This is a genomic window from Bacillus cereus group sp. BfR-BA-01523, assembly GCF_022662615.1.
GTDB classification, from domain to species: Bacteria; Bacillota; Bacilli; order Bacillales; family Bacillaceae_G; genus Bacillus_A; species Bacillus_A mycoides.
The window spans coordinates 14120-27750 of record NZ_JAKUDX010000008.1 but is presented as its reverse complement, the minus strand read 5'-3'; the positions used below and the strand labels follow the sequence as shown (position 1 = coordinate 27750).

Genomic DNA, 13631 nt, shown 5'->3' with positions numbered 1-13631 from the left:
CCTTGTAGAATGAGCTACCTAAATATTTAATTATTTCAAATTATAAAACATTTCTATCTGTTATGCTACAAAAATAATCAAAATGAACTGTACTACATCTGAACTTGTCAGACTTAAACTTAAAATTCTCACTATTAGAGAATATATTGACTCTTCTTTTTATTGATTGTTAAGATTAAGTATTATATTTTCTCACATACTAGTAAGAAAAGAATGTTTGATAATAATTCAGGTGTAGGAAGGGTACATAGCCATGTTTCAATTACAAAAATATAACACTTCTGTGAAGCAAGAGCTTTTAGCGGGCATCACAACTTTTTTTACATTTGCGTATATTCTTGTCATCAATCCGAAAATATTATCTGATGCAGGTGTACCATTTGATCAAGCGTTTACGGCAACTATTATTGCGACAGTTATTGGGACGCTATGTATGGCGTTTTTAGCTAACTATCCAATTGTTATTGCTCCAGCTATGGGGATGAATGCATATTTTGCTTACTCTGTTGTTCAACAGGCAGAGGGGATTACATATGTCATTGCGTTTTCAGCAGTATTTGTAACAGGTATCATTTTTCTTTTATTATCTTTCACTTCATTTAGGCAAAAGCTAATTATCGCAATTCCTGACAGTTTAAAACATGCAATTGCAGGTGGAATTGGACTATTTATTGCTTTTATTGGATTACGTCTATCTGGAATTATCGTGGATCATCCATCTAACTTAGTTACGATTGGTGATTTTCATTCTCCAGCAGTTATTTTAACTTTAATTGGTTTAATTTTAGCGGCAGTATTAATGGTATTACGTGTGAGTGGTGCATTATTTATTAGTATGATTGTGACAGGAATTATCGCCTTCTTTACGGGGCAACTGAAGTTTGAGGATAAAATTGTAGCGATGCCTCATTTACCAGAGGGTATTATCGTTTCAAATCCAATTAATGCTTTTTCAGATGTAATTCAGTATGGATTATATGGTGTTGTATTTTCATTTTTACTTGTACTTTTATTTGATACGACAGGTGCATTACTCGGTTTAATTAAACAAGCTGGTTTAATTACAGATAATACAGAGAAACGTTTTGGCAAAGCGTTTATTGCAGATGCGATTGGCGGAACGACAGGTTCTATCTTCGGAACAAGCCCAACAGCAGCAACGATTGAATCGTCAGCTGGTATTGCTGCAGGTGGTAAAACTGGATTAACAGGTATTGTAGTTGTTAGTCTAACGATTATAACGGCATTTTTCAGCCCTGTTATCGCGTCTTTATCAAGTGTAGCTGCTATTACAGCTCCTTCATTAATTATTGTAGGTAGTTTAATGGCACAAAGCATTCGTGATATTAATTGGAATGAATTTGAAGATGCATTACCAGCATTTTTAATTTTCGTTGGTATTCCGTTAACGTCTAGTATTGCAAATGGAATTGCAATTGGATTTTTAGTGTATCCAGTATTAAAAATTGTGAAGGGGAAAGGGATGGAAGTACATCCGTTACTATATTTATTTACAATTTTATTTGGATGTCATTTATTCTTATAGTATAGAGATAGGAAAGGGGGCTTCTTATGAGAGGCTCCTTTTTTGTGTATAATAAAGTGAAAAAAACAAATCAATTACGTAAAATATAAATTACTTAATGGAATATATATGTTACAATATAGGCAGAGGAGGAACATGAATGGCTGTAAGTAAAATAAAAGTCGCACGTGTTCAGTTAGATTTAACACAACAACAATTAGCAGAAAAAGTAGGCGTCACAAGGCAAACAATTAGTTTAATTGAGAAGGGGAAATACAATCCATCTTTAGATTTATGTTTGAAAATTTGTTATGCAGTAGATAAAACATTGAATGATTTGTTTTGGGAGGAAAAGGAGTGATAGGGTGAAAATCGTGAAAGATGAACGTTTAATGATTGAGGGATTAAAACATATTAGATTGGCTTTCATCTTACAAAATGTCGTCATACTAGGCATTGTTTTTTACCGTTACGTCTTGCAAGGGGCAGGATATGAAAGTGTTTCGGATTTATTAATGGTATTTATGGGCGGGATAATAGTTATTAACTTTTTAAACTTAAAAAATTCGGTGGAAGTGTATGAACATACAGGGGGAGTATCACGTAGTTATTTTATGAAACTATTATTAATTCCAGTAGGGATTGTTATTGGGATTTTAGCTATTTGTATCATTGTAACACCGGATATTTCAATGAAGGAAATTAGTATAACAGGACTTATTATGTTTGCTTGTTTTTTAGTTCCTAGTTTGTTTATATACATATATATGAAAAAAATAAAAAGTGAAAATGAAATATAAGAAAAGCTTTCTGCAATATGCAGAAAGCTTTTCTTATATTTCTTTATACATTACTTTATGTAGTCCTATTGGATCAATCTCGAAGATTTCACCATGCTCATGGAAGCCTAATCGTTTGTAATAATCCGCTAAGGTAATTCGGGCATTACACCATAGAATATTTGCTTCGCGTTCTTGGAGGACTTGCTCAGCTTTACGGGTTAAGGAGCTGCCAGCATGCTGGTTTCGGAAATTAGGTAATGTTGCCATTCCTCGTAGACGATAGTGGGTACCAGCTTGTAAATCAGGATGTATTTCTTTAGAGAAAGAGGCGATACTAACAAGTTCATCATATAAAAATGCACCTAAATGAAAGGCGTCTGTTTCGTAATCTGAATCGTATTTACAATCTTCTAATGATTGATTGGGACGTAAAACCTTTTGACGTAATAAGTATGTTTCAGATGCATCAATATGTTTCACTGTAATCATAATATCATCCTTTCTTATAAGCCTTTTTCTATAAGTTGTAAGAAGAAATATGCGGGTGCAACGAGAAGTCCTAGTATGCTAGCTGTTCCGAGAAGGAGTGAAATTAAGAGACAAAAGTACTTAATTCCATTCGATTTTTTCCATCCATAACTACAAATTTCAATGCTAATACCGATGAGAATAATGGCGACGAGTACTTCTGCTAATAATAAGAGAGCTAAAGTTGAAATAGACATAATGTGATTCATCCCCATAATATGTGATAGTAACATTTTACCATATGAAATTGAAAAAATGCCCCTCATTTATGTGAGGGACATTTTCTATTCTAATATGTTTTTCATTGTATCAATATGTTCTTTTGAACCCGTTACAAGTAAAGTATCGCCATGCTGTAACTTCGTATCACCATGTGGTATTAATGCTTTATTACCACGGTAAATTTGAATGACAAGTACATCACCTAGAAACGGAAGGCGACGAAGTGCTAAGCCATTATATTTATTACTTCGTAGTTCAACCTCACGCACCGTTTCATTTGCTGTTGTAATCAAGCGAACGAGACTCGGTTTATCAATAAGTGCACGTAATAAAATACGTGTAGAGTTAATAGTCGAGAATACAGCGATATGTTCTTGAGTCGCTTTTTCTTGTAGAAGGGGATCTTCTACACTTGCGATGACGTGTTCAACACCTAATTCTTTTGCGTGTTCTGCTAATAATAAGTTTTGTTCATCATCACTTGTCGCAACAACAACACGGTCTGCTTCGAAAGCTTTTTGCCCCATTAAAGATTGAATAGTAATCTCATCTAATTTTACAATAGGGAAGTCATGAGATTTCGCTTCCTCATCATTTATTTTATTTTGACGTATCATATATAGTGTTACGTCATAATCTTCACGTTTTAAATCAAGTGATAACGGAAGGGTAATTCTGCTTGCACCAATAATAGATACTTTCGGTTTTGGTGTTTCCACTTTTGGAAACATCTTTTTAAATAATATAGGTGCAAAAATACAAGTAATAACTGCACTTAAAATAAGAGATGCTGATAAACTTGGGCTAATGATGCCTAGCTTTTCACCGATTTGTGCAGCCGCAATAACTAAAGAAAGTGTTGATGTTAACAAAATAGCACTTCCGAGTACGATATTGCGTGGGTACCATTTTCGTAAGACGAGTGATGGCAACAGTTTTGAAATAAAGAGTCCCACAATTAGAATTGGGATCATTAGCATACTAGAAGGCTCGTTAAAAATAGACCATACTTCTAGATTTACACCAACCATTACGAAGAAAATAGGAATGAAGAAGCCATATCCGATGGAATCAAGTTTTTCAACCATATCTTCATTTGGTGATAATAAAGATACGAGTACACCTGCTAAAAAGGCTCCCAAAATATTTTCTGCCCCAACAGATTCAGATAATCCAACTAATATTAAGATGAGTGCAAAAACAGCTCGTGTATCAATTTGTACACTACCGGCTTTTAAGCTTTCTAGGTATGGAATATTTTTAAAACGTCTTGCGACAAAGTAAATTACAATACCAGCACCGAATAGAAGAAGTAGAAGCCACATGCTTTGGCCACTTTCGGAATTTAATCCGACGAATACAGCGAGTAAAATCATTGTAACTAAGTCTGCAATAACAGCGACTAATAAAATGATTTGCCCGATTGCGGTTTTTCCTAAGTTATTTTCTTTCAATGTTGGTACGACAACGCCTAAAGAAATAGTTGAAATAATTAAAGTCATGAACATTGCATTGTCTACGAATCCTAGCCATACGAATATTAATGATAGGGCATAAGATAAAATGAAAATAAACAAGAAGATAATGCTTGCTGCTTGGAATGTGTTCGGTTCGTTTGTCGTATTCTTTTTCCCTTTTTGTTTAAAGATCGAAAAGTCAATTTCTAAACCACTTAAAAACATTAGGAAGATAAATCCTAGTGTTGATAAGACTTGAAGCCACATATCTGGCTCAATGATGTTAAATCCACTTTTACCTACAAAGATTCCTGCGATAATTTCTGCAACAACGACAGGAAGTGCGTTTAATTTAAAGCGCTGTAACAAAAGGGGAACGAAAAACGCGATTGCGACGACAACCATAAGTGATAGAACAGAAGAATGATGTTCCATTGCGTTCTCTCCCTTCAAATAAATATAGTAACTATTTAGCCATATAATAGGAAGAAAAGCAACGGATATGGTTTCGATTTCATAAAGAAAGAGTTTTCTTAACATTTGTCGTAATAAGTATATTTTTCATGATTTTGTTGTTAATTCCGTAATGTGGATGTAATAGGGGAGGGGATAAAGTGAAACTTTAATCAGTGGGGGTCTTACTGCTCGTTAATAGGGGATAAAAAAAGACTGCTGAGGAATCCCAGCAGTCTTTTTCATGCAAATTACATTGAGAAGAAGATCCATACAGTAAGACCAACTGTTGCAGTTGCAACGAAGAAACTGTATATCATTGTAAGAACTTGAATTCTTCCTTCTCCTTCTTTTAAGTGCATGAACATAATTAATTGTAATAACGCTTGCGCAACTGCCATTATGATGATAGTTGTTAATATCGTTGAAAGTGGCAGGTTTGTGTAAAGTGCCACGTATAACGCTAGAAACGTTAGTGCAAGCGATAAAATAAATCCGAAAACGTGTGACCATGGGAATCCGCTATGCCCATGCTCGTTTGCTTGGTTGTTATTTTGACCCATTTACGCCACCATCCCGTTCAAGTAAACTAGTGTGTAAATAAAGACCCAAACAAGATCAAGGAAATGCCAGTATAAGCTGATAATAAATACTTTACGAGCTGTAACTGGTGTTAAACCTCGTTTTAAAATTTGGATAATAACACAAGTTGCCCAGATGATACCACCTGTTACGTGGGCACCATGCGTTCCAAGAAGAACGAAGAATGCCGATAAGAAAGCACTTGTTTGAATCGTTGCACCTTCACCAACGTACAAAATGAATTCTTCAATTTCAAAGAATAGGAAGCCTGCACCTAAAAGTAAAGTCAGGATAAACCAAGCTAACATTCCTTTTTGATTGTGTTTACGCATTTCGTGAATTGCGATCCCACATGTAAAGCTACTTGTTAAAAGTAACAGTGTTTGAATTAAAAGTGTTTTAACTTCAAACAATTGCGCTGGTGTTGGGCCATCAGCCGTACGACCAGCAAGGACTAGATAAGAGGCGAAAAGTGTTGCGAACAGCATAATTTCAGCCCCAAGAAAAATCCAGAATCCTAGGATATTCAATCTGCTTTGCTCGGATTGATATTCCAAAGGTAAGCTTTTATCTAAAGCCGCCATGTCATTTCACCTCTCATGCTATATGTTCTGTTTCTTTAATTTCATCAACGCTTACGTAGTAGCCATCATCATAATCGAATGAACGATAGATTAAGCAACCTAAAATACCAATACCACCGATTGCTGCAATCCAGAACCAGCTAAATACTAATGCAAAACCTGCAAGACCGAAGAATAAAGACGCAATAATAGGCACACCAGAATTACTTGGCATGTGAATTGGTTTTAATTCATCTGCTGTTGGTGTAATTGTTTCTCCACGTTTTTTCATGAACCAGAAAGCATCAGCTTCTTTAATTTCAGGAAGTTTCGCGAAGTTGTAATGTTGTACAGGAGATTGAGTTGCCCATTCAAGTGTACGGCCGTCCCATGGATCTCCAGTTGTGTCACGCTCACCGTGACGTGCACTCCAAATTACGTTATAGCAAAGGATTAGGAAGCCAATAGCCATCATTACAGCACCAACAGATGCGATTTGGTTTAGCCAGCCCCATCCAAGACTTTCAGAGTAAGTGTACATACGACGAGTCATACCGTCTAAACCTAAGAAGTACATTGGGAAGAAACAGATGTTAAATCCGCTCATAAAGATCCAGAATGTCCATTTACCTAGGCGTTCATTTAACATATGACCTGTCATTTTTGGATACCAGTATGTGAATCCAGCAAGCATAGCGAATACTGTACCTGCGATTAATACATAGTGGAAGTGAGCAATTAGGAAGTAGCTGTTATGGTATTGATAATCAGCTGCTGCCATTCCAAGCATAACCCCTGTAACTCCACCAACTACGAAGTTTGGAATAAATGCCAATGACCAAAGCATTGGAACTGTAAAACGAATACGTCCTTTATACAGTGTAAACAACCAGTTAAAGATCTTAACACCGGTTGGAATCGAAATCGCCATTGTCGAAATCGAGAAGAATGAGTTAACCGCTGGACCTGCACCCATAGTGAAGAAATGGTGAAGCCATACGACGAAACTTAGTAAAGAAATTGCAACCATCGAGTACACCATCGCACTGTAACCGAATAGACGTTTACGTGAGAATGTACTAATGATTTCAGAGAAAATACCGAATGCCGGTAAAATAACAATATATACTTCAGGGTGACCCCATACCCAGAATAGGTTGGCCCATAACATTGGCATACCGCCGCTCGCCATCGTAAAGAAGTGAGCATCGAATAGACGGTCAAATGTCATTAATGCAAGAGCAACTGTTAATACTGGGAAAGCGAAAATAATGATAATTGTTGTAATTAAGATTGACCAAGTAAACATTGGCATTCTCATTAATTTCATACCAGGTGTACGCATTTTTAAGATAGTAACAAGGAAGTTAATACCCGTCATTAGCGTACCGAGACCTGAAATCTGTAATGCAATTGCGTAGTAGTTATTTCCTACACCAGAAGTAAACTCTGTACCTGCCATTGGGAAGTAAGAAGTCCACCCAGCGTCTGGAGAACCACCGATTACGAAAGCGATGTTGAATAACATTGCTCCGACAAAGAATAACCAGAAACTTAAAGCATTTAAGAACGGATATGCAACGTCACGAGCACCAATTTGTAATGGTACTACAAGGTTCATTAATCCCATAACGAATGGCATTGCCATGAAAAGAATCATTACCGTACCATGTGTTGTAAAGATTCCGTTATAGTGTTCAGCGTTTAAATAAGTTGTTTCCGGGAATGTTAACTGGGCACGAATCATTAAACCATCCATACCACCACGGAATAACATTATAACGGCAGAGATAATATACATGGTCCCTATTTTTTTATGGTCAACAGTTGTCAACCACTCATCCCAAAGCCATCTCCATTTTTTGTACTTTGTTAGTACGAAAAGAATCGCTAATGTCACAAGAACGATAGAAGCGTCAGCTCCGTAAATAATCGGGTCACCTGTGACAAAAAATTCATCAAGCTTCACTGTGTTCACTCCAATCTGTTGGAATAATAGCTATTATTTTTTGTTTTTGTAGTAGTTGTAATCACAATATTCAAGTGATTTTGGATCTACATAACTTAAGTGGTGACTAGAGAACGTCATACGCCCCACTACACCAGGTTTAATAATTTCGTTATATTTCTTTTCTGATAATTTAGGGGCAGTTTCTTGTACTTCTTTTACCCACTTATCATATTTCTCTTTAGTTTTTGCTTCAACTTCGAATTCCATGTGAGTAAATCCTTCACCAGAGAAGTTCGAGCTACGACCTAGGTAAGAACCTGGTTTGTCAGCTTGTAAATATAAGTCCATGATCATGCCATCCATTGTATACTTCATACCACCAAGTTCTGGTACCCAGAAAGCATTCATTGGACCTACAGAAGTCAGTTTAAATTGAATTGGTACACCAGCTGGGATGTTTAAATAGTTAACGGTTTCAATTTTTTCCTCCGGGTAACTAAATAACCATTTCCAGTTTGCAGATGTAACATAAATTTCAACTGGTTTAATATGTTTGGACTCTTGCGGAACCTCTTCCGAAGCATAAGTTGCTTTAACTGTTGGAATCGATAATGCGATAACGATAATAACAGGAATAATTGTCCAAATGATTTCTAATAATGTGTTACCATGTTGATCAGGTGGCTCATAGTCCATATTCTCTGGTTTTTCACGATAACGAATCAAGATGACTGTAAACAAGATGAATACAATTGCGATAATTAATGACATAAGCAAGAATGACCAAACAATTAAATCATACTGTGCTTTTGCAACAGGTCCTTGCGGATTTAATACTGCGAGTTTTTTATCACAGCCACCGAGGAACAGAAGTAATGATAACGGAAGAAGCGAAGCCAACTTCCAAAATGCTTTCTTTAGTTGCACGATTGAAAATCTCCTTTCTCCTTGGATTGAAACTATGCCAATAAAACAATATAAACCTATTAATTTATAGATGGCAATAGTTTTTGTTATATTGTTAAAAAATAGACACAAATGCACGCTTTTTAAGGTGAATATCATTTGTAACTTGATAACATTGTAAACTATTTTCCAAATAAAAACGTGATTGTGAGAATTTTAAGATAAATAAAGTTATACCAACATACCCAATAAATAGAAAAAAATTATCTTATCATAAGGAAAATTACTGAATTTTTAATATATTCAGTTTTTACCTAAGTTATATTTCTTTTTTGCTCAAATGTGACAACTTTCCGAAACTTTAACTCGGTATAAAATGTAACAAATGATCATAAATGGAACCCCGCAATAAAGAGCAATTCTCTTATCTGGAATGAAAGCTAAACTAACAAATGTAAGGAAATTGAGTGAGAAAGCTACGATTGGAACTATTGGATAAAGTGGTGTGCGGTATTTTAATTCTGCTTGTTCTACTTGTTGATTCATATGTCCCTCCCCCCATATTTTTTTGTATGTTTTAACTAGATTTTATTCGGTGCTTTTAATCATTAGTGGGGGTGAAAAACATACTTGGTTTATTTTGTTGTGAACTGAGTATGTAAAGGAAAAACTAACTATGACTAAATACCTTAGAATGTTTATTAACCTAGTGAAGGAAACGCGATTCGTTCACTAGGTTAATAATTTTGTTTTTTAGTAAAAAATTCTGAAAAATTATATTTTTTCTTTCTATTTCAAACAATAGGAATTTTAAAAAGGTATTTGTGAATAATAATTCACAGAATCTTTCTAGCAAACTAGTAAGAAGAAAGGTACAATGATAGGAGTTGTGCCTTTAAAATAATTGATATAATGGAGTTTGGTTTATGATGAAAAAGTTAAAATATATTTTTATTTTCGGTATTATATTTGCTGTCGTGTTCTTTTTCGAGAAAGATAAAATTATGAAAAAGGCACAAGAATTTCGGTTAGACCTTTTCTCTGAGATGAAAGAAAGTGCAATGATTACAGAGGTTCCGTTTATTAGACAGTTACCTGAATTACCTAGAGGTTGTGAAGTGACAAGTTTAACTATGCTACTACAACATAAAGGTGTACAAGTAGATAAGATGCAACTTGCTAGTGAAATTCATCGCGTTCCATTTAAACAAGATGGTTTGCATGGAAATCCGTATGAGGGATTCGTTGGAAATATTTACACGAAAGCTGAGCCGGGATACGGTGTATATAATCAACCGATTTTTAATTTAGCAGAAAAGTATGTTCCTGAAAAAGTAATTAATTTAACGGGTAGAGACGTGCAAGATCTATATAAAGTAATTAGTTCTGGTTCTCCAGTATGGGTGATTATTAATACAACGTTTAAACCATTAGCCGAAAGTAGTTTTGAAACATGGAATACGAGTTCAGGTGAAGTGAAAATTACATATTATGAGCATAGTGTTGTAGTAATTGGATATGATCAAAACTTTGTATACGTAAATGATCCTCTTGCAAACAATCCACGAAAAGCTGTTCCTCGTGCTGAATTTGAAAAGGCATGGGAGCAAATGGGGAAACAAGCAATTACTATTTTATAAAATGAAAAGTCATCTTGAGATGGCTTTTTCTTTTTGAATATTCATTATAGAAAATTCTGAAAATTCTTTCGGAAGTTAACAATTCACGCTATAATAACATTTAACTTGGTAAAGAAGGGGAGAAGAGAAATGGATGTCGCAAAGGAACTTGTTTTATCAAAGAATCAGTTGATTGAGTGGAGAAGGCATTTTCATAAGTATCCAGAGTTATCTTTTCAAGAGGAAAAAACATCTCAATTTGTATTCGACATACTTCGGGAAATCCCGTATTTAGAAGTCTCAAGGCCTACTAAATATAGTGTAATGGCAAGGTTAATTGGTAGGCAGCCTGGTAAAACTATCGCGGTTCGTGCTGATATGGATGCTCTTCCTATTCATGAAGAAAATAAGTTTGATTTTATTTCTATATATCCAGGTGTGATGCATGCGTGTGGTCACGATGGTCACATGGCAATATTGCTTGGTGTAGTACATAAGTTGGTAGAGGAAAGAGAGAAAGTTAAAGGAGAGATTCGCTTTTTATTTCAACATGCAGAAGAAAACTTTCCGGGCGGTGCAGAGGAAATGGTCGCAGCGGGAGTGATGACAGGTGTGGATTACATTATTGGTGCTCATCTTTGGGCGTCATTAGAGGTTGGAAAAGTAGGTGTAATTTATGGTCCTGCGATGGCCGCGCCGGACGTTTTTAAAATTACGATAGAGGGAAAAGGTGGGCATGCTGGAATTCCGCATGAAACAGTTGATAGTATCGCCATTGGTGCGCAAGTGGTTTCGCAAATTCAGCAAATTGTATCTCGCCTCACGAATCCGTTAGATTCTCTCGTAGTATCTGTTACGCAATTTCATTCTGGGACAACTCATAATGTTATCCCGGAACAAGCGGAGATTGAAGGGACAGTGAGAAGTTTAAGGCATGAATTAAGAGAAGAAACAAAGAAGAAGCTTGAAAGGATTGTAAAACATATTACAGAATCCTACGGTGCTAAGTATACATTTTCTTATGAATATGGATATCGCCCAGTTGTGAATGATTATGAAGTTACAGAGCTTATTGAACATACAGCATTACAGCTGTATGGAAGAGAAAGAGTTGTTCGTTTACAGCCAACGATGGCAGGGGAAGATTTTTCAGCATTTTTACAAAAGGCACCAGGGACGTTCTTTTTTATAGGGGCAGGAAATGAAGAGAAGGGAATTATATATCCGCATCATCACCCTCGTTTTACAATTGACGAAGACGCATTATCAATTGGAGTGGAAGTCTTTGTATCATCCATTATGAATTTTATAAGTAAAGGAGAATGAGATGAAAAAAATACACGTGCTAGCACTTATTCCAGTTCTTTGTTTAGTAGTTGGACCAGTATTTGCAAATTCGGTCACTCCTTACGTATGGGGGATGCCATTTTTATTATTTTGGGTACTATTATCAGTGCTCATTACGTCTCTTTGTATGGGTCTTGTGTACGTATTCGATCCTGCTAATAAGGGGGACGTAAAATGACTGCATTATTTATCATTATTATATTTTTGTTTCTCGCACTATTTTTAGGAATTCGGGCACAACATGGAAAAGATATGAATTTAGAACAATGGTCAGTTGGAGGAAGAGGATTTGGAACTATTTTCGTTTTTCTCCTTATGGCAGGGGAAATTTATACGACGTTCACATTTTTAGGAGGAAGTGGCTGGGCTTATAGTAAAGGAGCTCCTACATTTTATATTTTAGGGTATGGTGCATTAGCTTATATTTTATCGTATTTCTTATTGCCTCCAATTTGGAAGTATGCAAAAGAACATAACCTCATTTCACAATCAGATTTCTTTGCGAAGAAATACAGGAGTAAGACGCTTGGGGTAATTGTTTCAATTATTGGTGTTATTTCCATTATCCCGTATCTTGTTTTGCAATTAAAGGGATTAGGAATTATCGTTTCGGAAGCTTCCTATGGAAGAGTGACACCTGTTATTGCGGTATGGATTGGTGCTATTGTTATAACGATTTATGTAATGGTTTCAGGTATACATGGATCGGCTTGGACAGCTGCTTTGAAGGACATTATGATACTATTTATCGTTATGTTTTTAGGTATATATTTACCGTATCACTATTACGGAGGATTTCAACCGATGTTTGAAGCTGTAGAAGCTGCAAAACCAGGTTTTTTATCTTTACCTGAAAAGGGAATGAGTATTTCTTGGTTTGTTTCTACTATTATATTAACGGCTCTCGGTTTTTATATGTGGCCTCATACATTTGCCTCAGCTTTCTCAGCGAAAAGTGAAAAAGTATTTAGGGAAAATGCAGCAATTATGCCTCTCTATTCTTTAGTTTTGCTTTTTGTGTTCTTTGCAGGTTTTGCTGCTATCTTGCAAGTTCCAGGGTTAAAGGGAGCGGATGTAGATCTTTCATTATTCCGTCTGGCTCTTCAAACGTTTGATCCATGGTTTATTGGTATTATTGGTAGTGCAGGAGTGTTAACGGCATTAGTTCCAGGTTCCATGCTTGTTATGGCGGCATCTACGTTGTTAGCAAAAAATATTTACCGAACAATGGTGCCATCTGCTTCAGATAGACAAGTTGCAAAAGTAGCTAAGTTATTTGTACCTGTTGTAACGCTTGTTGCAGTATTGTTTACATTTAAAGGGGGAGAAACGATAGGGGCTCTTCTTTTAATGGGGTACAGTATAGTTACGCAACTTTTCCCTGCACTTGTATGTAGTTTGTTTCCACGTCAAATTATTACGAAGCAAGGAGCGATTGCAGGAATGGGGATTGGGTTGTTAATTGTCGCATATATTACCTTATCTGGTTCAACTATAGCTACGATGTTTCCGAGTTTTCCGCAATATATAAAAGATTTAAATGTAGGTATAGTCGCATTGTTAATGAATATGATTGTGATGTTTATCGTTAGTGGATTCACAAGAAATGTATCTGTAAAGACCGACAATATAATAGTAGAAAAGTAATTCGTATGTTAGAGCTATCTTCGAAAAGAGATAGCTCTTTTTTGTATAT

14 protein-coding genes and 1 pseudogene are annotated in these 13631 nt (G+C 35.7%); 7 read left to right on the top strand and 8 right to left on the bottom strand.

From position 1 onward, the window contains the following. Window positions 1-253: 253 nt before the first annotated feature. The 3 genes from MR066_RS19365 (at window position 254) to MR066_RS19355 (ending at window position 2325) form a co-directional block, all read left to right on the top strand. On the top strand, window positions 254-1546 hold the full coding sequence (locus MR066_RS19365) for an NCS2 family permease (protein ID WP_242248233.1): 1293 nt from the start codon (window positions 254-256) through the stop codon (window positions 1544-1546). A 139-nt stretch (window positions 1547-1685) separates the two neighbouring features. Beyond that, entirely contained in the window at window positions 1686-1886 is a 201-nt protein-coding gene (locus MR066_RS19360) for a helix-turn-helix transcriptional regulator (RefSeq protein WP_000301182.1), read from the top strand. A 4-nt stretch (window positions 1887-1890) separates the two neighbouring features. Beyond that, complete coding sequence (locus MR066_RS19355; RefSeq protein ID WP_242248231.1) at window positions 1891-2325, top strand: hypothetical protein; 435 nt, start codon at window positions 1891-1893, stop codon at window positions 2323-2325. A 33-nt stretch (window positions 2326-2358) separates the two neighbouring features. On the opposite strand, the gene MR066_RS19350 is transcribed toward MR066_RS19355, so the two are convergent. The 8 genes and pseudogenes from MR066_RS19350 to MR066_RS19315 all read right to left on the bottom strand — a co-directional run. Beyond that, window positions 2359-2796 carry a GNAT family N-acetyltransferase gene (locus tag MR066_RS19350; RefSeq protein ID WP_242248229.1) on the bottom strand — a complete coding sequence of 146 codons (438 nt, stop codon included), beginning with the start codon at window positions 2794-2796 and terminating at the stop codon, window positions 2359-2361. Between the two features lie 14 nt (window positions 2797-2810). Next, window positions 2811-3101, bottom strand: coding sequence for a DUF4022 family protein (locus tag MR066_RS19345; protein WP_002090894.1), 291 nt, complete (start codon window positions 3099-3101; stop codon window positions 2811-2813). A gap of 18 nt (window positions 3102-3119) precedes the next feature. Then, window positions 3120-4949 carry a monovalent cation:proton antiporter family protein gene (locus MR066_RS19340; RefSeq protein ID WP_002090890.1) on the bottom strand — a complete coding sequence of 610 codons (1830 nt, stop codon included), beginning with the start codon at window positions 4947-4949 and terminating at the stop codon, window positions 3120-3122. A gap of 269 nt (window positions 4950-5218) precedes the next feature. Then, window positions 5219-5530 carry a cytochrome aa3 quinol oxidase subunit IV gene (gene qoxD / locus MR066_RS19335; RefSeq protein WP_242248228.1) on the bottom strand — a complete coding sequence of 104 codons (312 nt, stop codon included), beginning with the start codon at window positions 5528-5530 and terminating at the stop codon, window positions 5219-5221. Beyond that, window positions 5531-6133: a cytochrome aa3 quinol oxidase subunit III gene (gene qoxC / locus MR066_RS19330; RefSeq protein WP_002029841.1), complete on the bottom strand. Its 603-nt coding sequence runs from the start codon at window positions 6131-6133 to the stop codon at window positions 5531-5533. A gap of 13 nt (window positions 6134-6146) precedes the next feature. Beyond that, the gene (gene qoxB / locus MR066_RS19325; RefSeq protein ID WP_002063826.1) at window positions 6147-8081 is read right to left on the bottom strand and encodes a cytochrome aa3 quinol oxidase subunit I; all 1935 of its coding nucleotides are present in this window, start codon (window positions 8079-8081) and stop codon (window positions 6147-6149) included. 33 nt (window positions 8082-8114) lie between these two features. After that, entirely contained in the window at window positions 8115-8990 is an 876-nt protein-coding gene (locus MR066_RS19320) for a cytochrome aa3 quinol oxidase subunit II (protein ID WP_002010605.1), read from the bottom strand. 293 nt (window positions 8991-9283) lie between these two features. Beyond that, a pseudogene (locus MR066_RS19315) lies at window positions 9284-9491 on the bottom strand (amino acid permease); the annotation flags it as partial. Window positions 9492-9898: 407 nt separating this feature from the next. Between MR066_RS19315 and MR066_RS19310 the strand changes: the two are divergent. The 4 genes from MR066_RS19310 (at window position 9899) to MR066_RS19295 (ending at window position 13582) form a co-directional block, all read left to right on the top strand. Further along, window positions 9899-10609 carry a C39 family peptidase gene (locus MR066_RS19310; RefSeq protein ID WP_033708611.1) on the top strand — a complete coding sequence of 237 codons (711 nt, stop codon included), beginning with the start codon at window positions 9899-9901 and terminating at the stop codon, window positions 10607-10609. Window positions 10610-10738: 129 nt separating this feature from the next. Beyond that, the gene (locus tag MR066_RS19305) at window positions 10739-11914 is read left to right on the top strand and encodes an amidohydrolase (protein ID WP_242248226.1); all 1176 of its coding nucleotides are present in this window, start codon (window positions 10739-10741) and stop codon (window positions 11912-11914) included. Window position 11915: 1 nt separating this feature from the next. Then, window positions 11916-12113: a DUF3311 domain-containing protein gene (locus tag MR066_RS19300; protein ID WP_002029838.1), complete on the top strand. Its 198-nt coding sequence runs from the start codon at window positions 11916-11918 to the stop codon at window positions 12111-12113. Then, window positions 12110-13582, top strand: coding sequence for a sodium:solute symporter family protein (locus MR066_RS19295; RefSeq protein ID WP_242248225.1), 1473 nt, complete (start codon window positions 12110-12112; stop codon window positions 13580-13582). The genes MR066_RS19300 and MR066_RS19295 overlap by 4 nt, the downstream gene beginning before the upstream one ends. Window positions 13583-13631 lie beyond the last annotated feature (49 nt).

What these genes read in the sequence shown, in the direction of transcription:
- MR066_RS19365 (WP_242248233.1), top strand. Translation starts at nt 254, where the DNA reads ATGTTTCAATTACAAAAATATAACACTTCTGTGAAGCAAGAGCTTTTA.
- MR066_RS19305 (WP_242248226.1), top strand. Translation starts at nt 10,739, where the DNA reads ATGGATGTCGCAAAGGAACTTGTTTTATCAAAGAATCAGTTGATTGAG.
- MR066_RS19295 (WP_242248225.1), top strand. Translation starts at nt 12,110, where the DNA reads ATGACTGCATTATTTATCATTATTATATTTTTGTTTCTCGCACTATTT.
- qoxD (WP_242248228.1), bottom strand. Translation starts at nt 5,530, where the DNA reads ATGGGTCAAAATAACAACCAAGCAAACGAGCATGGGCATAGCGGATTC.
- MR066_RS19345 (WP_002090894.1), bottom strand. Translation starts at nt 3,101, where the DNA reads ATGAGGGGCATTTTTTCAATTTCATATGGTAAAATGTTACTATCACAT.
- MR066_RS19300 (WP_002029838.1), top strand. Translation starts at nt 11,916, where the DNA reads ATGAAAAAAATACACGTGCTAGCACTTATTCCAGTTCTTTGTTTAGTA.
- MR066_RS19350 (WP_242248229.1), bottom strand. Translation starts at nt 2,796, where the DNA reads ATGATTACAGTGAAACATATTGATGCATCTGAAACATACTTATTACGT.
- qoxC (WP_002029841.1), bottom strand. Translation starts at nt 6,133, where the DNA reads ATGGCGGCTTTAGATAAAAGCTTACCTTTGGAATATCAATCCGAGCAA.
- MR066_RS19340 (WP_002090890.1), bottom strand. Translation starts at nt 4,949, where the DNA reads ATGGAACATCATTCTTCTGTTCTATCACTTATGGTTGTCGTCGCAATC.
- MR066_RS19310 (WP_033708611.1), top strand. Translation starts at nt 9,899, where the DNA reads ATGAAAAAGTTAAAATATATTTTTATTTTCGGTATTATATTTGCTGTC.
- MR066_RS19360 (WP_000301182.1), top strand. Translation starts at nt 1,686, where the DNA reads ATGGCTGTAAGTAAAATAAAAGTCGCACGTGTTCAGTTAGATTTAACA.